The organism is Leptospira venezuelensis, from assembly GCF_002150035.1.
GTDB classification, from domain to species: domain Bacteria; phylum Spirochaetota; class Leptospiria; order Leptospirales; family Leptospiraceae; genus Leptospira_B; species Leptospira_B venezuelensis.
In genome coordinates this window covers 198,534-218,870 of the sequence record NZ_NETS01000006.1, presented here as the reverse complement: position 1 = coordinate 218,870, position 20,337 = coordinate 198,534, and the positions used below count along the sequence as shown (strand labels likewise).

Here is a 20,337-nt window from a genome sequence, read left to right as displayed (position 1 = left end):
TTTTCTATTTTATTCCTCTTCTTCTTGAGAAAGATAGATTAAAAATTGAGCCAAATAGTAAGTAGACATCACCCAAACTCCGTGGAATGGAAGTTTGTTTGGAGTGAATTGTCCAAGTGCGATAATAGAATCGGAAATTATAAAACTGATCGCACCTAAAATTCCCAATAATCTATCTCTGGAAGAAACTTCTCGAGCGGCGGATCTCCAACCCATCACACAAATTGCAGAAACGTAAACCGCGACTGGAGCAGTTAACTCAGGAGCAATTCCTGGAAGAAGCCAATAAAAATAAGAAGCTCCGAAAATTACATAAGGGATTAATCTTAAGATATTTACTGGATTTCCCCATGAAAAGCTAACGGAATATGCTAGCTGAGCGATTAAGAAACTTCCCAAACCGAAAACAAAATATTTATCCGGAAAAGCTAAGATAGTATCTCCACCGAGTGAAAACACCAAACCTATACCGAGCCAAATTCCGGCGCGAGTTTTCCATTTTCCTTCTCCCACACTTAACGCGATTAAATATAGAATGGGAATAATTTTGGAAATCAAACGAACAAGAAATATGTCAGTTCCTAAAAATAGAACTCCCAAATGAATAAGGGCTAAAATCGGGAATATAATATAAATCATTAAGAGCTCCTAATCTCTAAACACCCGGGTGATTTGGGATTGTCTTCCAGATCAAACCGAGGAACCTGTCTTTCAAAGGCCCAAATAGGGCCTCGGAAGCTGCGATGATCTCGTTTAGCCAAAAAGATTCTACACTTTTTCTTATTTTTTCTGTCGTAGTAGGCCTTTTGATATATTTGGACCTATTCGTATTGAATAAAAGAGCCCATAAACTCTCTCTCAGAGAGTCGGGTTACTGGACCTTATTCTGGGTCACTCTTGCATTCAGTTTTTCTCTTTTAGTTTATATCTTTCACGAAGATCCGACAAACCCAGGACTCGCTAAGCAAAAGACCCTGGAATTTTTAGCAGGATACCTTCTAGAATATTCACTTTCTGTGGATAATCTTTTTGTATTCATTATGATCTTTGGGAAGTTCCGGATACAATCTCAGTACCAACCAATGATCTTAAAATGGGGAATCATAGGCGCGTTACTATTCAGAGCAGCGATGATATTCTCCGGTGCGGAATTGGTTTCAAGATTTGATTGGATTCTTTATTTCTTCGGATTCTTATTACTCTACTCTGCTTGGAAGATGTTCTTCCATGACGAAGAAGAAGATTTCGATCCGGAGGAAATGAAATTACTGAAGTACGCACGTAAAATCCTCCCGATGTCCAAAACATTCCATCCGGAAAAGTTTTTGGTGAAGGAACATGGAAAAACTCTTTTTACTTCTACATTCTTGATATTGATCGTTGTGGAATTCAGCGATATTCTTTTCGCGATTGATTCTATCCCTGCGATCTTCTCTATCACCCAAGATAGTTTTATCATCTATACTTCTAACGTTTTCGCAATTCTAGGACTCAGATCTTTATTTTTCCTGCTCGGTGGAGTGATGGAACTCTTCGTATATCTTAAAAAAGGGGTCTCTATTCTACTCGCATTTGTGGGAGTAAAACTTCTTCTTCCCGCGTTTTCAGGATACATATTCGGAAGAGTCCTCCATGTATCGATTGAAATCTCATTGGTAGTGATCATAGGAACTCTGGCACTTTCCATACTTGCTTCCATTCCTCATTATCTTAAAACGAAAAACGAAGGAGCCTGACGGTAAATCGAATGGCATCAAAAAAACTTTTCTCCGAATTTCCGCCGGTTTCTACCGAAGAATGGACGAACCTGATCACTAAAGATCTAAAGGGTGCGGACTTCGAAAAAAAACTGGTTTGGGAAACCCAAGAAGGATTTAAGATCCAGCCGTTTTATAGAAAAGAAAATCTGAAAGGAAAAGAATGGCTCCTCTCCAATCTTCCAGGAAAATTTCCTTATCTTAGATCTACTCGTAAGCTTACAAATGACTGGAGTATCAGACAGGATATCGATACTCCTGATCTAAAAACCGCAAAAGAATTAGCTATAGAAGCGATCTCCAATGGAGTTTCCGCACTTGGTCTTGTGCTCGCAGATGTCGGTTCCGGAAGAAAAGGGATCCAAATTAAGAATGAAAAGGATCTGGCATTCTTGCTCGCAGACCTCCCTCTGAACGAGATCACTCTTCATTTTGTTGCGGAAGAAAAATCACCCGAACTTTATTCCTGGCTTCCTAAAAACAAAACTCTTGTGGGAGGATTAGGTTATGATCCGTATCGAATTCTCGCAAGACAAGGCCATTCAGGCGGACATGGACCTGAAACTCTTAAACCGATCTTAACTGAACTTGCTGGTAAATGGAAAAATTTCAGAGCACTTACAGTTCACTCTTCTACATTTAGAGATAGTGGTTCCACAATTGTTCAGGAGCTTGCTTATACTCTCGCACTCGGTTCCGAATACTTATATCGTTTGGGGGAACTAGGAGTTTCTCCAGAAGTAGTAAACTCTCAGACAATTTTTCAATTTACGATTGGTCCTGATTATTTCTTAGAAATCGCAAAGTTCAGAGCGGCAAGAACTCTTTGGGCGGAAATATTTTCTTCTTATTCTTCTGATAAGGGAGAAGCTTCTCTTCCGTTTATAGAGGCTGAGACTGCTAGATATAATTACGGGATCTATGATCTTCATAATAATATTTTAAGAGGAACTACTGAAGCAATCTCTGCCGCGATAGGCGGCGCGGAGATCATCAATGTTCTTCCATTCGATCATTTACTACAACCTGCGGATTCTTTCTCTTTAAGGATCGCAAGAAACGTTCAGTTACTTCTAAAACATGAATCTTATTTGGATAAGGTTGCTGATCCTTCTTCGGGCTCTTATTATATAGAAACGATTACAGATCAGATCACCGAACAAGCTTGGAATTTATTCACTGAAGTGGAGAAGGACGGCGGATTCTTAGAATGTCTGAAATCTGGCAAGATCCAATCTTCCATTTTAGAATCCAAAAAGAAGAAGGAAGAAAATTACTCTACTCGTAAAGAGATCTTCCTAGGAACCAACCAATATCCGAATTCGAAAGATAAGATCCAAAACAAGGATCTGAACAAACATGTCCAGAGTTCGGCACTTTCTTCTACCTCTAATGAACTCAAAGTAAATGCACTTCCTGAGTTTTTTGCAGGAGATGCTATCGAAGAGATCCGAATGAAAACGGAAAATTACGAATCCAAAAATAAAACTTCCGTAAAAGTACTCCTTCTTCCTTTGGGTGACCTAAAAATGAAGAAGGCGAGAGCGATCTTCTCTCTCAACTTTTTAGGATGTGCAGGATTTAATGTAATCGATCCGGGAAGTTACGAAACTTCTGAAGAAGCAATTGCAGGCATCCAAAAAGAAAATCCTCAGATGATAGTATTCTGTAGTTCCGACGAAGAAGTTTCCACTTATGTAAAGGAAGTACTTCCTAAATTAAAATCCAAACCGCTTGTTTATGCGGCCGGTTATCCAAAAGATATTCTTTCAGAACTGGAATCCGCAGGTGTAAATGGATTTATCCATGTTCGATCCAATCTATTAGAAACTCTTTCCGATCTTCAAAAAAGGCTGGGAATCCAATGAAAAGACCTACATTCTCCCCTAACAGAACTCCAATAACTGGAGATACTAAATTCGAATCCTGGTCTAAAGAGGCCTTGGACGAATTAGGACTTTCTAAATTAGAGGATACGATTTGGAATACTCCTGAAAAAGTTCCTGTGAAACCTGTATATGTTCCTAAAGACGTTGAGTCCTTGGAACATTTGGATTACGCAGCAGGAATTCCTCCTTTCTTAAGAGGACCCTACTCTACTATGTATGTCCAACAGCCTTGGACAATCCGTCAGTATGCAGGATTTTCCACTGCAGAAGAATCAAATGCATTCTATCGTAGAAACCTCGCAGCAGGACAAAAAGGTCTTTCTGTAGCATTCGACCTTGCAACTCACAGAGGATACGACTCAGATCACGAAAGAGTTTTAGGAGACGTAGGAAAAGCGGGAGTTGCAATCGATTCCGTTCTGGACATGAAGATACTCTTCGACCAGATCCCTTTAGATCAAATGTCAGTCTCCATGACAATGAACGGGGCCGTAATTCCTACATTAGCTTTTTATATTGTAGCTGCGGAAGAACAAGGAGTAAAGCCGGAACAACTTTCAGGTACCATCCAGAATGATATCCTAAAAGAGTTCATGGTTAGGAATACTTACATCTATCCTCCTGAACCTTCCATGAGGATTATCGCGGATATTTTCAAATATACCACCGACTTCATGCCTAAGTTCAATTCCATCTCGATCTCCGGCTATCATATGCAGGAAGCAGGAGCTACTGCGGATATAGAACTTGCATATACATTGGCAGATGGGTTGGAATACCTACGCACCGGTATCAAGGCAGGAATGGATGTGGATAGTTTTGCACCTCGTCTTTCCTTCTTCTGGGCAATTGGTATGAACCATTTTATGGAAATTGCAAAGATGAGAGCAGGAAGACTTCTCTGGGCAAAACTTGTTAAAACATTTAATCCTAAAAATAACAAGTCTCTCGCTCTTAGAACTCATTGCCAAACTTCAGGTTGGAGTTTAACTGAACAGGATCCTTTCAATAACGTAGGAAGAACCTGTATCGAAGCACTTGCTGCAGCCCTCGGTCATACTCAGTCCTTGCATACAAATGCACTTGATGAAGCGATTGCACTTCCTACAGATTTCTCCGCAAGGATCGCAAGAAACACTCAGATCTATTTACAAGAAGAAACAAATATCCACAGAGTAGTGGATCCTTGGGGTGGTTCCTTCTATATTGAATCTTTAACTTCTCAACTTGCTGAAAGAGCTTGGGAACTCATTCAAGAAGTGGAAGAACTAGGCGGTATCGCAAAAGCGATAGAGACCGGAATCCCCAAAATGAGGATAGAAGAAGCAGCTGCACGTAAGCAGGCAAGGATCGACTCCGGTAGAGATGTGATCGTAGGCATCAATCGTTATCGTCCATCTAAAGAAAATCCTTTGGATATCTTGGATATAGATAACACAGCTGTTAGAGAATCTCAGATCCGCAAATTAAACGAACTTAAAAAAAATCGAGACAACGCTGCAGTAACAGCCGCCTTAAATGCAATTACAGAATGTGCCAAAACTGGAAATGGAAACCTGCTTGCACTTGCTGTAGATGCGGCTAGAAAAAGAGCGACTCTTGGCGAGATCTCTTTCGCTATGGAGAAAATTTTCGGCAGATATAAATCCGTCACTCATATGATCAAAGGAGTGTACTCGGAGGAAATCATGGACGATCCGGATTTCAAAAAGGCAAAAGAACTCTCCGCAAAATTTGCAAAGTTAGAAGGACGACAACCTAGGATCATGGTCGCTAAGATGGGCCAGGATGGACATGATAGAGGTGCAAAAGTAATTTCCACAAGCTTTGCAGATATGGGATTCGACGTCGATATAGGTCCTTTATTCCAAACTCCTGGAGAAGCAGCAAAACAAGCTATCGAAAACGATGTGCATGTGCTTGGAGTTTCTAGTCTTGCGGCAGGTCATAAAACTTTAGTTCCGCAGGTTATCCAAGAACTTAAAAAACTAGGAAGAGAAGATATCCTTGTCATCGCGGGTGGCGTCATTCCTCAGCAAGATTACGATTATTTGTATAAGGCAGGAGTGAACGGAATTTTCGGACCTGGAACAAAGATCTCCAAAGCCGGTGCAGAAATCCTAGAACTTCTGATCAAGAGTGTAGAAGGTTAAATCCTCATGCCTCAGACCGAGGGAGAAAAAGAGACCCATATCCGAGGCTCTGTAAAAAAGAAGCGCCTCCCGGATGCGGAAACTTTTTCCAAAGGAATTCTCTCAGGGGATATAGTTCTATTAAGTAGAGCTATCACTTTAGTAGAGAGTACGTTACATTCTCATCAAGAACTTGCAGAAGCTATATTAGAAAAATGTTTACCTCATTCTGGTAAAAGTATCCGAGTTGGTATCACCGGAATCCCCGGAGTAGGCAAAAGTACTTTTATAGAAGCCTTTGGAAATCATCTTCTATCTCAAGGTAGAAAGATCGCCGTTCTTACAATAGATCCTACCTCTCAATTATCCAGAGGGTCCATACTCGGAGATAAGACCAGAATGGAAACTCTCTCGCGCAGTAATAAAGCGTTCATACGCCCTTCTCCTTCGGGAGATTCCTTAGGTGGAGTTGCACGTAAAACTAGGGAGACAATCTTTTTATGCGAGGCGGCAGGATTTGATACAATCCTTGTAGAAACAGTAGGTGTTGGACAATCAGAGACCGCCGTCAATTCCATGGTGGATATCTTTCTTCTTCTTTTAATAGCGGGAGCTGGAGACGAATTGCAAGGGATCAAACGTGGAATCATGGAGATGGCGGACCTGATCGCGATCACCAAAGCAGACGGAGAGAATATTGGCAGAGCAAATCGTGCCAAAGCGGAAACAATTTCTGCAGTTCATTTTCTTCCTTCTCATGAATCAGGAATGAGAACTGAAGTTAGAACATGCTCGGCGGTTACCGGAGAAGGTATTTCCGAGATCTGGACTGAAATTTTAAACTTCATACAAACAATCAAAGACAAAGGTTACTTAGATAAAAAAAGAAAAGAACAGGCCAAACATTGGTTACACGAATCCGTACAATCCATGTTATTAGATGATTTCTTTTCTAAGCTAGGAAATGATTTTCATAAGGCAGAAGAACTTGTAACCCAAGGACTAGCAGGTTCTTACCAAACTGCCCGTAAACTTGTGAAGTATTATAAGAACGAAGAGAATCAAATTTAAACATCCAACGAGACCAAAGAATCACGGTTTTGTAATATATTTTCCCTCCTAAACAATAATTATCCCGACCACATCATAGTGATTCTGGTTCCGAAGGAAATTTTTTTTCTTGGAAAATATGTCTTTTGGGAGATTGATGGTGGATACTAAAGATTGAACCTCAATCGCGAAACGCCTCCGTTCTAACAAGAAATTGACCTAGACCTGAGTCGGTTATTGGAAAAGGAAAAAACATGAAAACTCGGATTTCCGGATTAGTCTTATCGATTCTGTTCGCAATATTTATCATCTCTTGTGCAACTTCTAGTGCCGGGCTTGCGACAAGTACTGTTCCGGTAGCGGATAAAAAATACAAAGTGATTTCTCCGGTTGAAGGAACAAAATATTGGTATACCTTTGATATCGCGATCATTGGAATTCCTTTAGGTGAACCTCCTATTGATAGACTATTGGAAGAATTGAAGAAGGAAAAAGAAGCAGACGCCCTTATCAATGTTCGCTATTGGACTGATAAATCTATCTTTATATTCTTAACTGTAAATCGTCTTCATATCTCTGCAGAAGCAATCAAATTCGAAGATGAGATCACAGACCCTAAAAAGAAAGGCCGTTAATTCTAAGGCGATATGATTCATTTCAGATCTATCATTCTGTTTTGTTTTTTATTTTTTACGATGTACTCATGCTCAGGCACTTTTAGTCGAACGGATGTTGGTGGCAGAGTGACTAGTACTAATCTAATTGATTCTGCTACGATCATTCGTTCCAAGGATTACATGGAGTTAGGACTTTCCAGCGGAGAAAGTTCTGTTTTCTTTTTGTTCGGACTTATACCGGTCACCAATCCATTAAACATGGATTATGCACTTAGCGAAGCAGTTCAAAAGATCCCGGGAGGGAAAAGTTTGATCAAGGTGAAATACTGGCAAGAGACTCACCTATTCTTCCCAGTTGGTACTATAAGTGTTCTTAAAGTAAAAGGAACTGTGATCGGTTCTCCTTCTGCAAATCCGAACGAGGCGGGTAAAAGATGAAAGCCCGTGTACTTGCATTTAGCTTTTTTTGTATTCTATTGGTAGATTGTGTTCGGGAAGATACTGTTCCTCAGGGAGATGCAAACAGCCAGATCTATGCTGCAGCAGAATATCTTTCCAAAAAATGCGGAGATCCTATCCCACAACATTTTCCGGCTGCGATTGGAGATGTGCAAAGAAGGAACTTAGATCTTTGTAGTATCGCGATCACCAAAGCGGAATGCCCTTTTATATCGTATCCTGTGGTTTGTCTTTGGATCTATTATGATAAACCTGCTGGAGAGATCCCTTGGTATTTGAATTTTAAAGACGTATTTGTGGATCCTAAATTGCCATGAAGTTAAAAAAAGTTCTGATCAAAATCGCTTTCCTCGTGGCAATAGCGCCTTTGGATTTATTTGCAGAAGTAACCTTCAAAGCTAGGTTATTCTCCAGACAAAAAAACCAAGGGGAATCAAAGACCCAGGTTTTACTTTTCGAAACCAAAAAAATCTATAAAACAGATGCAGAAGGTTATTTTGACGCTGTAGTACCTTCTCCAGGCATTTATACTTTCCGTATCTTAAAAGTAGAAGATATGCAGGAAATTAAAGGTAACGTTGAAGCTTCAGGCCAAACGGTTACTCTTTATACAGATACAGGTTCGGATTCTTCCATCGCGTCCCCTAAAGCAAAGGTTCCTAAGGGTACAATCACGGTCGCTGCAGAAAGAGATAAGCCTATTCTTTCCAGGACAACGATCAAATACGAAGAGATCAAAAGGATGCCAGGGACTTTCGGAGAACCATTACGTGCATTGGAAACAATTCCGGGTGTGGTCCCTTCCGCGGCATTCGGCGGTGGGGCAAATAACTACGTAATCCGGGGTTCTGATCCGAACTCGAACTTATATTTAGTGGATGATCTTCCTATCCTCTATCCGTTCCACTTCGACGGATTGAGTGCTGTGGTAAATGCAAACCTGATCAAGTCAATCGACGTGTATACAGGTGTATTCCCTGCGAACTTCAATAACGCGCTAGGCGGCGTGATCCATATCGATACAGTGGATAAGGTAGACAAATCTCAGAAGAACCTGATCATCTCCGCTTGGTCCAGCAGTATCAGTTATATGAGTCCTACTTTCGGTGGGAAAGGTTATTTAATTGCTTCTGCTCGTGTTGGATACTTGGACAGATTTGTGCAAGGTTTGACTTCTGCATTAGGCGCTGACTTTCCAGAAGGTTTAAGACTTCCAAGATTTGTGGATTCTCAGGTAAAGTTCGTTCATAATTTTAACGAACATCACCAGGTATCTTTCCATTCATTCTATTCTAAAGATGATTTTGCAGCGAATCTTCCTGCTAAGTATCAAAACGACCCTGCGAATGATTCGACCGCTGCATTTGCGGGTGCAAGCATTTCCTCAGGACAAGGATTTAGGACACAAGCATTACGTTATACTTGGAAACCGATCGATACATTCTCTAATCGTTTAACAATGATCAGCTATGATCCATTCACAGACTTTAACGTATCTTTCGGTTCTATCCAAGGAAAGAATAGAGCTAGCGGTGCGTATAATGGTATCCGCCAGGATGCTTTCTGGGATCCGAGTAAATATTTCAGCGCTGAGTTCGGAACAGAATACAGATTATTAAATTATTATTCTACTGGTTCCAGTATCATTCAATCAGATCCGAACAATTTAAGTCCAAACCCTTATGATACTCAAAGTCCTGACTTCACTACTATCCCTACAAACATCACTGCTAAAGGTTCCTACTATAACGGTTATCTAACAACCAAGATACGTTTAGGAAATTTACATATCGAACCGGGAGCACGTTACGACTATATTCCATACGTAAATAATAGTGCATTCGGCCCTAGAGCTCAGGCATCATATAAGTTTGAAGGTATTGGGAAAGGAACTACTGTCTTTGGAGGTGGAGGTAATTTCTTCCGTTTCCCTCTGGATACTAGATTTAATAAGGACAGTGGAAACCCTCATTTGGATTTTGAAAAGGTATTCAAGTATGGTGGAGGGATTGAACAACTACTAGAAGGTGATTACCAAATCAAAGGAGAAATCTTTAAACAAGAATACTCTAGCCTTATCGTGGATGATCCTTATATTACCGAACCGATCGGGACTAACCCTGACCCATATTCCAGCATTGCTCAACCTTTTATCACAAACAAAAAGTTGAACTACTCTAATAGTGGGACTGGTTGGTCCAGAGGTTACGAATTAGTACTTCGTAAAAATTCTCGCCCAGGAACTAGAAACTGGTTCGGCTGGATTACCTATACCTGGTCTCAAACATTCAGAAATAATAATATATTCACCCCTGATCCTGGATCTGCCCCTTTGAACGCTCAGGAAACTCAAATAGCTGCAGAGTTTTATAAGAATTCTAAAGAGACATTATACGACTATGACAGGACGCATGTGATCAATATGGTCTTCGGTTGGAGATGGAGCCAAGAGTGGCAGTTCGGCGCCAGATGGTCCTACCTGACAAGTAGGCCGTTTACTCCTATTGTAGGGGATGACGGGGGAAGGTTTAGTAACCCCTCAAATGGCCAAACCTATTGGGTACCTCAATATGCCAATAACCCTGCCCTAGGAGAATATATCAATAGTCGTAGATTAAAGCCTTATCATCGACTTGACATCCGTTTCGATAGATTTTTCAATTATGAATGGGGGTATGTGAATACCTTCCTGGAGATAGTAAACGTATACCTGAGAGAGAACGTGGGTGGAGAAGATTTCGATAATACGAAACCTTATTCCAAAACGAACCCAAGTCCTAGTCCGACATTCGGAACAATTCCTTTGCCGGGCGGTGTGATCATTCCGTTCTTCAACATAGGTATCGAGGTTAAATTCTAATGCAAGTCCGGAGTTTGAGGAAAAGTTCTAGTCACTGGTTTGGATTATTCTCTGTTCTAGTTATATTCTCGTACTGCTCTCAATATTCTCCAGAAGCATCTAATGAAAGCACTTTGGTATTACAATCTCTCTTAAATTATTCTGCAAATCCAGCTACGGCTTGTAAGTCTTCCATACAAGAAGCAGAAGATTGTTTAAAAACGACTTCCGATTTAGATGGGAGCAGAGAAGCTGAAATTTCCGGATTATTCTCTGGCGGAACTGCTAAAAGTTACGAATCCTATTGCAGCCAATTATTAGCACAAGAGCAGATGTCCGGCTTAAATTCGAAAACGCAAGAATGTATTTTTAACTGTAATGAGGCATATTGGTCCAGGGTCGGATCGGAAAATGATTGTAGCGAAGAAGGCTCCGAACTCTTAATTTCCAATTCCGGAATAGAAACCCTTAGCTGTGTCAGGAATTGCAAAGAACTTTATTCATCGAAACCAGAACTTTAAGTCCGAAATTTCGGAACAAAAACGGAATGACTGGGATCGTATCAGACAAAAAAACAGAATTTATAAGGAATTATCAAAATGAGTTTTGAAAATGCTATTGGATACATGGAAACGGCGATCTTTGTGATCATGGCGATCGCGAGTGTTCTTGCAGTAGCCGTTGTAGTAGAAAGAGCGATCATATTCGTTAAAAATACGAAAGACTCCGCCTTCGTATTACCTGAAATCATCCAAACCGCAAGAAAGGGAGATCTAACCGGCGCTCCTAAATTTTCAGAAAATTATCCAGAGAATGTTTACGCAAGATTCGCGGACTTCTCCTCCGAACATTCCAAAGGTGGAAAAGAAAGCCTGGGTGAATTGATGGAAGGAAAGATGATAGGAGAAAGAGTCGGCTTCGAAACCAGACTTTCTATTCTAAACACATTAGGTAACAATGCTCCATTCATAGGACTACTAGGAACAGTATTCGGAGTAATCAGCGCATTCTATAAATTAGGAACTTTGGGGAACGCAGCAGGAGAAGTGGTAATGAGAACCATTTCACAAGCACTTCTCGCAACTGCAGTAGGTTTAGCCGTCGCGATCCCAGTGGTAATGGCTAATAACTACTTCACCAGAAAATTGAAAATCATCCAATCCAATCTGGAAATTCTTTCCAAAGAATTTTTAGCAAGCCTGTCCCGAAAAGGTTAAGACAGGGATTTCTAGAAAGGAGAATATATGGCAGGTCAAAGTTCATCCGGCGACGGAGAAGAAATCGGCAGTATTAATATTACTCCGATGGTAGACGTTATTTTGGTTCTTTTGGTAATCTTCATGGTTACTGCGAACTTCTTAAAAAAAGAATCTATCAATATTAATCTTCCTAAAGCGGATGCGGTGGATGCAAATCTAGCCAAAACCGTTCAGGTGGCATTATCTAAAGACGGAAAAATTTTCTTAGAAGGAAATGAAACAGATTTTCCTAGACTCGAAGCTCAATTGCAAAAAGAGACTAAGATCCGTCCGAATATGAGGATCACGTTATCCGCTGATTCTTCCCTTCCTTATGGAAAAATAGCTGAGACTATGGGAAAGATCAAAAAAGCTGGTGTGCACCAAATCGCATTATCCGTTAAAAGGTGATCCGGAGAAATGAACCCTACTCTGGAAAAAGTAAAGACTGACGTAATCCAAAAGCTCAAAGAACTTTCTCTTTGGGAGATTTGCGTTTATGGTTCCCTTGCTTTTCACCTATTTCTGTTCTTAACTTACTACTACATTACTCATAAAGAAAAGGAATTTGTAGATTCCGAACAATTAGAGATGAACGTAGAAGTTGATATCCAAGACATTCCTCCTGAATTACTCGGAGGAGAAACTTCTCCTACCCATAAAGATCCAAACGAATGGGTAGAAGGTGCTAACGAAGAAGGAAAAGATCCGGATCCAAATGAGATCAAAGAGAACGAGATCAGTGGAGAAGGTACGGATAAAGACGGATTCCTATTCGCCTTTTATGGAGATAAAGCTCCCACTCCAATCATCGATTTTTCTTTGAGAGATTATTTTCCTGAAAATGCACGAGCACAAGGTATCTCCGATGCAATGATCTACTTGGAAGTACAAGTAGATGAAAAAGGTAATTTGATCAATGCAAAGGTGATTAAATCTTCTATTCGTGGATACGGTTTCGAAGAAGCTGCAGTTAAAGTGATACGATTAGCCCGTTGGAGCCCAGGTTATGCGAAAGGAAGACCTACTCGTATGAACCATAGGGTCCCCGTCCATTTCGAGCTGGATGATAACTAATCCGGACGTTGTAAATCGCCTAAATATTTCCATATTTTACACACTGGAAATATTTTTCTGAACAAGATTCCTTATATATTCAAGGCCAGATTCTGAGAATATAGCTGCGGATTTCTGCTTAGTTTTCGTCCATTGTAACTAAATGGAATCTGGGGCTTGGAAATTCTTTGTGACCGGTGTAGTAACCAGTCTGGCCATCGTTTTCTTTTTTTCTAATTCCGATCCTGGAATGATCCAAGCAAAGAAGGTTATCCCACAGGAAACCTTAACTCTTGCAGATAAACACGAGAAAGTTTCAGTCCTATCGGTATTCTCAGGTAAACAAAGCTTCTTATATTTTGGATCTTTAGGCTCTTCCAAAAATGATCTATATCAAGTGGAGAAGTTCCTGAACTGGTTCGATAAATCGGCACCTAGTGATTCTCAATTTGTATTTATAAGTTTAACACCAGAAAAAGACACTTACAAAGATCTAAAAGATAGATTCGGCAAATTGAGTGAGAAAATACTGTTGCTCAAACCTGCAAACTCAAGCGCAGCATTGGAACTTTCCAGAGCATTCGGTGTACAAGCATTTATCCATCCGAAAGATGGAAATATGAATTATGATGCTGCTCTCATCTGGGTGGACGATTCGCCCAAGATACGAGGTATCTTTCCTAAAATTCCAGAAAAACCAGATTCAATAGATCTGCCTTCCCTACTTGTTCGAGCAAAATAATTACCATAAAATCCTTGAAAAAGGTTACCAATCCGAAGTAGAGTGGAAAGCCGCGTTAACAAATTGTTTCCGGAGTCATTCCAAATGCAAAAACGTTTCGTATCAGTCCTATTTGTACTGATCTTATTATTTACCTCACCAATTTCAGCGTTAACACCACCTCCCAGCTTGGAGTCTCAGGTGAATTCTTCCAACTTTATCGCTTTGGCAAAACTCTCCAATGTGAAAGAAAGTAAGATCTCCTCTAATTCTATCTCAGTCACAGCAAGTGTAGAAATTCTAAAGTCCTTAAAAGGTGGGAAGGAACTACCTCAAAAATTTGATATCGCTTTTTTAATATTCCCTGAATTATTCGGGAAATGGCTTAAGGCTGCTCCTCAAGAAGGAGAGTATATACTTTTTCTAATTAAGAAAAAAGTAAAAGATAGCAAGGGTATGGAATCAGAGGTGATCGGACTATATGAACCTCATCCGTATGCTTTCCGTGAATACAACAAACAACTAGAAGAAAATATTTTATCTTTAATTAAGAACTAAAGGACAAATAGATGAAACCGAATTTGCGTTTATTATCCGCTTTATTACTTTTACTCTCTGCCGGTGGGCTATTCTCCCAAACCGCTCCTGGCTTGGGGATGAAACAAGAGCCTGCGGAACTTTTGGCTTCTTTCAAAGAAGCAAATCCAAACCGAATCTCTCATAGAGGACTTTCTTCTTCTGTGGATCTGTCTCAGTACATGCCTCCTGTGGGTGACCAAGGGCAACAAAGTTCTTGTGTAGCCTGGTCCACGGCTTATGCCACTAAATCTTTCCAGGAATATATGGAAAGAAAGGACAGAGGTTGGAAATTAAGCGATTCTTCTGGGGGTCCAAACTATTCTAATATCTTCTCCCCTGCATTCATTTATAACCAGATCAATGGCGGAAGAGACAACGGCTCATTAATCTCAGATGCGATGCGCATAGTCGTGGAAAAAGGGGCAGCTCCTTGGTCTTCCATGCCATATAACGAAAGAGATTATCTGGCTCGCCCACCTCAAGACGCTTTTAGTGCTGCCTCTTCCTATAAAGCAAAAGAATTCCTAAGGATCAGACAAACCGATCCGAACGAGCTAAAAAACCAACTCGCCTTAGGAAGACCTGTTGTAGCCGGTATCATTGTTTATGAAAACTTTATGAATTTAAAAGGAAAAGAAATTTATAAAGAAGGAGTCGGTAAAACTTATGGAGGACATGCGATCGCAATCGTAGGATACGATGACTCCAAAGGCGCTTTTAAGTTTATCAACTCTTGGTCCACTCAATGGGGTGATAATGGTTACGGTTATATTGACTACAGATGGTTTACCAAAGTTTGCCAATCCGCTTTCGTACTTGTCGATGATGTGGCACCTGCAACTACCACCAATACAACAACCACTACTGCACCCGCAACGGATGTAAAACCTGTTCCTCCTGAAAAAGTAAAACCAATAGCTCCTAAAGAAATCGCAGCTACCCAAGGTTCTTTCTCTGATAAGGTAATTCTGACTTGGGCGTCCGTTCCACTTGCAATTGGATATGAGATCCACAGAAAAGGCCCCGGAGATTCTTCTTTTTCTAAAGTTGGACTTTCTCAGACAAACGGATTTACAGACGACGGTATCCAAAAGGATATCGCTTATTCTTATAAAGTCGCAACTCTAACTGACACTGATTCTTCTGATCTATCCGATGGAGAAGCGATCGGTTATGCAAAAACAGAAGAAGCAAAAGCACCACCTAAAGTTGTTGGAGTGAAAGCAAGCCAGGGGCAATATCCGAATAAGATCGATTTGGCTTGGGAATCTATTAGCGGTGTTTCGGATTATTATGTATATAAGTGGAACTCCAACCAGAAAAAATATCTTTCTGTCGGAAGAGTTAAAAGCACGAACTACACTGACAACGCAGCAGCTAAAAACGGAGTAACCGAGTTTTATGTAATTGCTGCAATCAATAACGGTAAAACTGGAGATGCTTCCGATGCAGCTTCCGGTTATACGATGAAGTCAGAAGCCAAACCTCCTAAACCTTTTGGACTTACCGCTACAAAAGGTTTATATAATAGTAAAATAGAAGTACAATGGCAGAAGGTTTCAGGTGCTTCTAAATATCTTGTCTATCGTTATGATGTAAGCGGGCTCTTTGGAGGAGGCGCTTGGTCAAAAGTTGGGGAAGAAGCAAAAGAGGCATTCATTGACGAAAAGTTAAATGGCCAGTATGCATTCTATGCTGTTGCTGCTGTGAATAAAGACGGACAATCCGGTCCTTTCTCCGATTATGCTTACGGATATATAGATCCGAACAAACATAGAGCTGCAAAACTTCCTAGCCCTGCGAATCTTAAAGGAACACTCGATCCTAAAACAGGAAAAATTTCCTTGAAGTGGGATTCAGTAAAGGGTGCTAACGAGTATTACGTTTATCGTAAAAAAAGAGGATCTTCTTCTTGGGATTTCCTTTCCGGAACAAATGAAAAGACTACAACCTTCACTGCAGATATTCCTGATAAAGAAATTTTGTTCCTGTATTCCGTGACTTCTAAAACGGATCTGGGTGGAGAAAGTGATAAGGCAACTCCTGTTTCTGCAGTTCTCTCTCAAGCAAAACCTGCGAAGGTAATGCGTTCCTTTGGCGGAGATTCTAGTTTAGAAAAATTTAAAGGACCTTGGACTGCAATGTCTTGGGACGGTTCCAAAGGTGTGAACCAAGTTCTTCTTGAGATTGAAAGCCAAGACAATGTAAACTACGTTGTGAAGTTCAATAAGCAGAAAATTTTCGAAGGAAGATACGTAGAGAATAGCCCGATCATCGACAAGGAAGGCAAGTTCCGGATCGAGATCGAAAACGCGGGCGATGCTCTACAAGTGACTTTGAAAGACAATGGGATCATCAACCAGAAGGCAACTCTGAACTTCTTGAAAGAATAGCTGAGTTAGTATTGGTACGCGTGTAGGAGCTCCTACACGCGAAGTCGATGAAAGATCTGCTTGATTATCTATCGATATATGATATAGGGGATTTTGGCGATGTGAATGTGTGTACCACCGGCCAGGCCCCTTCGCAGCGACCCATAGGGAGCGAGAAGACGACCGTCTTGACGAGTCGGTGACCGAGAGAATCGAGGTCAAACGAGTTTTAAATTATAATCAGCGTAATGCACTTACATCGAACGCTTTTTTGTACCACCGGCCAGCCCCCACCCAGAACAGGGGTGGGGCAACTCCATTCCCCGTTGGAATTCCTACAATTAAAACAAATCTACTTCTTTCGCTAGAACGAAAATATTTCCAACTTCTTTTAACCGTTGGGTAAGCTCGGAAGAACTCAAGATCTTTGTGATCGCTGTTTCCGGAAGTTTTTGCATTTCTTTAAAACGTTCCTGGTAATCTTGGATCCAGATCTTTTTACAGAATAGATTAGCTTGGAAATAATACACTTGGTGAGTGATAAGAAAGTTTAACGAATCAATATCTTCTAATGCTTCCGCAGTGATAATTGCTTCCCTATTATCTGAAAGTCTTCTGCAATAATCTATAAATGCAAGGTTATCCAAAAATTTAGTCAAGTCTTGGTCTGCTTTAAATTTGAAACTGATTGGATCCAGTTTAAACTCTTTGATCATTTCTCCGAGGTCCAATACAACCTGGTGACTCTGGCTTTTTACCCCGAAATCATCTGCAGCAAAACTAATCCCGAAATTCCAGAACCTTCTGCACACAGACTTAAGAGTTGCCTCCCCTTCTTCATATGGTTTTTCGATCAGCTCCATACGAACGTTTTGAGGATTTAGGTTTTGCTTCAGAAGAAGTTCATGAAAGCGTGTGACCTTTTCATCTGTATCGAATGTATCAATTAGGGTCTGAGGAGAAATATTAAATTTCAGAAGTCCAGGGGAACCATTACAAGACATGATCAACTTCTCTAAGATCAGAAGTTCTATCCTGTTTAGATCTTGGTCATGAGGAATATCGCGAATAAGATCCGCATAACCAGCGTAGGCCTCTCCACCTACGAAAACTTCTCCACCTTTCATGGAGAATGTATGGTCCCTATGATTATAATGAATAATTGGCTGAATTACTGCATCTGCACGCTCGCTTGCGAAGTAATCGTTTACACGATTCAGATAAGTCCAGCTCCAACGAACTAGATTGTCCTTCAGATTTTTTAAAGAAGAAGTTTCCAGCTCTCTGAAGATCTCTTCCACATAGGAAATAAAATTACACTGAGTCCTTCCGATCCCGAAATCAAAATTGAGAGCCCCGGTTCGGACTGCTTGGTCATGGAATCTTCCCATGGCTGCATCAAAATTAGCAAGACTGATAGGCCCTGAATTATCTAAGGGTGCAACTCCGATCAGTAGATTCTTTTTATCACCATAGGCATAATAACGAAATAATTCACGATGAGAAGGTTCTATGTCTGAGATCCTCTGAGGGATCAATTGTATGAATTCTACTAGGGAAACTGTGGAAATATTTTGAAATCTAAGGAGGAAGATTGGCTTTCCACGATTTTCATTGATGAATACCGTCTTAAACTGTTCTAGATCCCCCATATCAAAGGATCTTAATTTTAAGTTATAAGCATCGGTCATTTCGTTTGCGACATTAATCGGCATAGGATGGGCTTACAACTCGAAAGCCCGTGGACTGGATTTTAAACGACTGTTGTTTTATGTAAAGCGGAAACGTAAACTATCGTTCGAGATTCGGTCCACACCTAATTCGGACAATTTTCTTTGTCCTGGTCCGGGATTTACTAATATAACATCTCCTTCTAGAATTACTTTCTTATCAAACAAAATATCTCCTTCTACTTTCAAGGAGGTGCAGCGCACTAAAGATGGAATAGCTTGCAGCCGCTCAGTAAAGTCTCTTACCTTCTTATAATATGTTTCATCTAAGGAGATAACTAATTCTCCGAGACCTGATATCTTTCTCTCTTCCGACATAGTCACCGAGTAATCAGGATTCAAAGAATACGCATCAGAGCGTCTGACTAGATAGTCTTCGCATTTTTTTACAGGAGCGAATCGATCTCTCGGAATGATGAGACCTTTTGTATTGGCGAAGTTTTGGATAGCGGATCCCATCGCGGTCTCTAACTGTAGGACCTCCTTCCCTTCTACCTTTTTAGGATTTACGATTAAAGATAGTTTGAAAGAGCCTTCGAGTAATTTTTCCTTCAGAACATCTAATCTGATCCAAAGATTATTAGTGGAGAATGTTCTAAATTTACCCAGGCCCTCAAACTCATGCATATGGTCGGAAGGTACCTGTGCAGTTTCTAATAATTGTAAGTTCTTCTTTTCTCCGCCGACAACTCTTCTAAATATTGCTCCGCCTTTTTTATCAGCGAGAGTTTTAGGAGTCATCTCCATGCAAAAGTCCAGATTTTCTTTCAGAATGTATTCTAATATTCCAGGATGAACAGTTGCGCCTAGATTGTCTCCATTGGAAACGAATGCTACCTTGTATCCATTTTCTAAAAGTCGATCTAATAGTCCTGTTTCCAAGAGTGTGAACCAAATATCTCCATGACCTGGAGGGCACCATTCTTCTGGATTTCCCTTAGAGATTTCTAAAGGTTTTAGTTCAGGAACAACTAGTCTTGGAACCTTATGTTGTAGGAAGCTTGTAGGATAATTTTGCGAAAATTTGATCTTTTTGAGTTCTTCCTGACTCTCGTCCTGAGTGCTGAAACTATCCATCAAAATGAGCGGAATATCTAAATTGTATTTTTGTCGAATGTACTCTACTTGTTTGCAGACCACTTCTAAGAAGCTCATTCCATCCTTGATCTCTATCAAGGATTTTGGTCCGGAAAGGCCCATGCTGGTTCCAAGGCCTCCGTTCAATTTAATCACGACTAATTCTTTTAGAAATTTAGGATCACCTGCGTACTCTGATTCAATCTTTTCTAAAGAGATCTCATCTTTGTTCGGGTCCAGGTCCCCTACTTCTTCCCATTTTACGATCCCTGTTTCTCCATTGCGAACTTCTTGGATTTTGGAAATAAAATCGGAAATGAATTCTTGAGAGAGTCCTTCCCTCAACATTTTATCTCTTACTAATTGTTCAGATTCTGCTATCAACGAATCCATCTTATAATTCCTTTCGCATCATACATTTCGTCAAACTCACCCAATTCAATTGTATATTTCTCGTCCTTGGAAGAAGGATCATAGATTAGTTTTAATTTTACTTCTCTTCCGCTATCATCCTTTTTTACAGGCTTCTCATTCTGTTCCACATACAAAGGAAGGAATACAGTATAAGAATAAATATACACGGATCTTTTGGAGTTTTTTCTATAATACAAAACTCCTTTTTCAGCAAGATCCCTTTTTAAAATTTTTGTATACGGTACAGGGAAGTTTTTATTCCAAGTGGCAAGAAGTGTCTTGTCCATCTCGGAATGTTTAGGCACATCCGAATACAAATTGGTTACGGATAAAAGAAAAATGCTGAATACCAGGAAACGAAAGTTGGCTTTCATAAACTTACAGACAGATTAAGAACCAGTAAGTAT

General features: G+C 40.3%; 19 protein-coding genes. 15 read left to right on the top strand and 4 right to left on the bottom strand.

The annotated features are described in order from the left end of the window. Positions 1-9 precede the first annotated feature (9 nt). The gene (locus B1C82_RS01415) at positions 10-639 is read right to left on the bottom strand and encodes a lysoplasmalogenase (RefSeq protein WP_086445829.1); all 630 of its coding nucleotides are present in this window, start codon (positions 637-639) and stop codon (positions 10-12) included. Between the two features lie 104 nt (positions 640-743). Between B1C82_RS01415 and B1C82_RS01410 the strand changes: the two genes are divergently transcribed. The 15 genes from B1C82_RS01410 to B1C82_RS01340 all read left to right on the top strand — a co-directional run bounded on the left by B1C82_RS01410 (position 744) and on the right by B1C82_RS01340 (position 16,730). Further along, entirely contained in the window at positions 744-1,736 is a 993-nt protein-coding gene (locus B1C82_RS01410; RefSeq protein WP_086445828.1) for a TerC/Alx family metal homeostasis membrane protein, read from the top strand. A gap of 11 nt (positions 1,737-1,747) precedes the next feature. Next, positions 1,748-3,625 (top strand): methylmalonyl-CoA mutase family protein, encoded by a 1,878-nt coding sequence (locus B1C82_RS01405; protein WP_086445827.1) that lies wholly within the window; start codon positions 1,748-1,750, stop codon positions 3,623-3,625. Then, on the top strand, positions 3,622-5,799 hold the full coding sequence (scpA, locus tag B1C82_RS01400; RefSeq protein ID WP_086445826.1) for a methylmalonyl-CoA mutase: 2,178 nt from the start codon (positions 3,622-3,624) through the stop codon (positions 5,797-5,799). The genes B1C82_RS01405 and scpA overlap by 4 nt, the downstream gene beginning before the upstream one ends. 6 nt (positions 5,800-5,805) lie before the next feature. Next, positions 5,806-6,849, top strand: coding sequence for a methylmalonyl Co-A mutase-associated GTPase MeaB (gene meaB / locus B1C82_RS01395; RefSeq protein ID WP_086445825.1), 1,044 nt, complete (start codon positions 5,806-5,808; stop codon positions 6,847-6,849). A 233-nt stretch (positions 6,850-7,082) separates the two neighbouring features. After that, positions 7,083-7,463, top strand: a complete 381-nt coding sequence (locus B1C82_RS01390; RefSeq protein ID WP_086445824.1) for an LIC20211 family lipoprotein — start codon at positions 7,083-7,085, stop codon at positions 7,461-7,463. A 108-nt stretch (positions 7,464-7,571) separates the two neighbouring features. After that, positions 7,572-7,883, top strand: a complete 312-nt coding sequence (locus tag B1C82_RS01385; protein WP_411550352.1) for a hypothetical protein — start codon at positions 7,572-7,574, stop codon at positions 7,881-7,883. Beyond that, positions 7,880-8,221 (top strand): hypothetical protein, encoded by a 342-nt coding sequence (locus B1C82_RS01380; protein ID WP_086445822.1) that lies wholly within the window; start codon positions 7,880-7,882, stop codon positions 8,219-8,221. Before B1C82_RS01385 ends, B1C82_RS01380 begins: the two co-directional genes overlap by 4 nt. Next, complete coding sequence (locus B1C82_RS01375; RefSeq protein ID WP_086445821.1) at positions 8,218-10,764, top strand: TonB-dependent receptor plug domain-containing protein; 2,547 nt, start codon at positions 8,218-8,220, stop codon at positions 10,762-10,764. Before B1C82_RS01380 ends, B1C82_RS01375 begins: the two co-directional genes overlap by 4 nt. Before the next feature lie 14 nt (positions 10,765-10,778). Further along, positions 10,779-11,264 carry a hypothetical protein gene (locus tag B1C82_RS01370; protein WP_234008477.1) on the top strand — a complete coding sequence of 162 codons (486 nt, stop codon included), beginning with the start codon at positions 10,779-10,781 and terminating at the stop codon, positions 11,262-11,264. Positions 11,265-11,342: 78 nt separating this feature from the next. Beyond that, positions 11,343-11,960, top strand: a complete 618-nt coding sequence (locus B1C82_RS01365) for a MotA/TolQ/ExbB proton channel family protein (RefSeq protein ID WP_086445819.1) — start codon at positions 11,343-11,345, stop codon at positions 11,958-11,960. A 27-nt stretch (positions 11,961-11,987) separates the two neighbouring features. Further along, the gene (locus tag B1C82_RS01360) at positions 11,988-12,392 is read left to right on the top strand and encodes an ExbD/TolR family protein (protein ID WP_086445818.1); all 405 of its coding nucleotides are present in this window, start codon (positions 11,988-11,990) and stop codon (positions 12,390-12,392) included. 9 nt (positions 12,393-12,401) lie between these two features. Next, complete coding sequence (locus B1C82_RS01355) at positions 12,402-13,058, top strand: energy transducer TonB (RefSeq protein ID WP_086445817.1); 657 nt, start codon at positions 12,402-12,404, stop codon at positions 13,056-13,058. Positions 13,059-13,227: 169 nt separating this feature from the next. After that, entirely contained in the window at positions 13,228-13,779 is a 552-nt protein-coding gene (locus tag B1C82_RS01350) for an SCO family protein (protein WP_234008478.1), read from the top strand. Between the two features lie 84 nt (positions 13,780-13,863). Beyond that, on the top strand, positions 13,864-14,316 hold the full coding sequence (locus B1C82_RS01345) for an LIC_20196 family exoprotein (RefSeq protein ID WP_086445815.1): 453 nt from the start codon (positions 13,864-13,866) through the stop codon (positions 14,314-14,316). Between the two features lie 11 nt (positions 14,317-14,327). Continuing rightward, positions 14,328-16,730 carry a C1 family peptidase gene (locus tag B1C82_RS01340; protein WP_086445814.1) on the top strand — a complete coding sequence of 801 codons (2,403 nt, stop codon included), beginning with the start codon at positions 14,328-14,330 and terminating at the stop codon, positions 16,728-16,730. A 320-nt stretch (positions 16,731-17,050) separates the two neighbouring features. On the opposite strand, the gene B1C82_RS01335 is transcribed toward B1C82_RS01340, so the two are convergent. From B1C82_RS01335 to B1C82_RS01325, 3 genes are all read right to left on the bottom strand, one after another. Continuing rightward, entirely contained in the window at positions 17,051-18,400 is a 1,350-nt protein-coding gene (locus B1C82_RS01335; RefSeq protein WP_086445952.1) for an EAL domain-containing protein, read from the bottom strand. 78 nt (positions 18,401-18,478) lie between these two features. Continuing rightward, positions 18,479-19,909 carry a UTP--glucose-1-phosphate uridylyltransferase gene (locus tag B1C82_RS01330; protein WP_086445813.1) on the bottom strand — a complete coding sequence of 477 codons (1,431 nt, stop codon included), beginning with the start codon at positions 19,907-19,909 and terminating at the stop codon, positions 18,479-18,481. Continuing rightward, the gene (locus tag B1C82_RS01325) at positions 19,897-20,304 is read right to left on the bottom strand and encodes a hypothetical protein (RefSeq protein ID WP_086445812.1); all 408 of its coding nucleotides are present in this window, start codon (positions 20,302-20,304) and stop codon (positions 19,897-19,899) included. The genes B1C82_RS01330 and B1C82_RS01325 overlap by 13 nt, the downstream gene beginning before the upstream one ends. Positions 20,305-20,337 lie beyond the last annotated feature (33 nt).

Bases quoted from the DNA above. Each gene is read 5' to 3' on its own strand.
- B1C82_RS01415 (WP_086445829.1), bottom strand. From the start codon at position 639: ATGATTTATATTATATTCCCGATTTTAGCCCTTATTCATTTGGGAGTT.
- B1C82_RS01410 (WP_086445828.1), top strand. From the start codon at position 744: ATGATCTCGTTTAGCCAAAAAGATTCTACACTTTTTCTTATTTTTTCT.
- B1C82_RS01405 (WP_086445827.1), top strand. From the start codon at position 1,748: ATGGCATCAAAAAAACTTTTCTCCGAATTTCCGCCGGTTTCTACCGAA.
- scpA (WP_086445826.1), top strand. From the start codon at position 3,622: ATGAAAAGACCTACATTCTCCCCTAACAGAACTCCAATAACTGGAGAT.
- meaB (WP_086445825.1), top strand. From the start codon at position 5,806: ATGCCTCAGACCGAGGGAGAAAAAGAGACCCATATCCGAGGCTCTGTA.
- B1C82_RS01390 (WP_086445824.1), top strand. From the start codon at position 7,083: ATGAAAACTCGGATTTCCGGATTAGTCTTATCGATTCTGTTCGCAATA.
- B1C82_RS01380 (WP_086445822.1), top strand. From the start codon at position 7,880: ATGAAAGCCCGTGTACTTGCATTTAGCTTTTTTTGTATTCTATTGGTA.
- B1C82_RS01375 (WP_086445821.1), top strand. From the start codon at position 8,218: ATGAAGTTAAAAAAAGTTCTGATCAAAATCGCTTTCCTCGTGGCAATA.
- B1C82_RS01365 (WP_086445819.1), top strand. From the start codon at position 11,343: ATGAGTTTTGAAAATGCTATTGGATACATGGAAACGGCGATCTTTGTG.
- B1C82_RS01360 (WP_086445818.1), top strand. From the start codon at position 11,988: ATGGCAGGTCAAAGTTCATCCGGCGACGGAGAAGAAATCGGCAGTATT.
- B1C82_RS01355 (WP_086445817.1), top strand. From the start codon at position 12,402: ATGAACCCTACTCTGGAAAAAGTAAAGACTGACGTAATCCAAAAGCTC.
- B1C82_RS01345 (WP_086445815.1), top strand. From the start codon at position 13,864: ATGCAAAAACGTTTCGTATCAGTCCTATTTGTACTGATCTTATTATTT.
- B1C82_RS01340 (WP_086445814.1), top strand. From the start codon at position 14,328: ATGAAACCGAATTTGCGTTTATTATCCGCTTTATTACTTTTACTCTCT.
- B1C82_RS01335 (WP_086445952.1), bottom strand. From the start codon at position 18,400: ATGACCGATGCTTATAACTTAAAATTAAGATCCTTTGATATGGGGGAT.
- B1C82_RS01330 (WP_086445813.1), bottom strand. From the start codon at position 19,909: ATGGATTCGTTGATAGCAGAATCTGAACAATTAGTAAGAGATAAAATG.
- B1C82_RS01325 (WP_086445812.1), bottom strand. From the start codon at position 20,304: ATGAAAGCCAACTTTCGTTTCCTGGTATTCAGCATTTTTCTTTTATCC.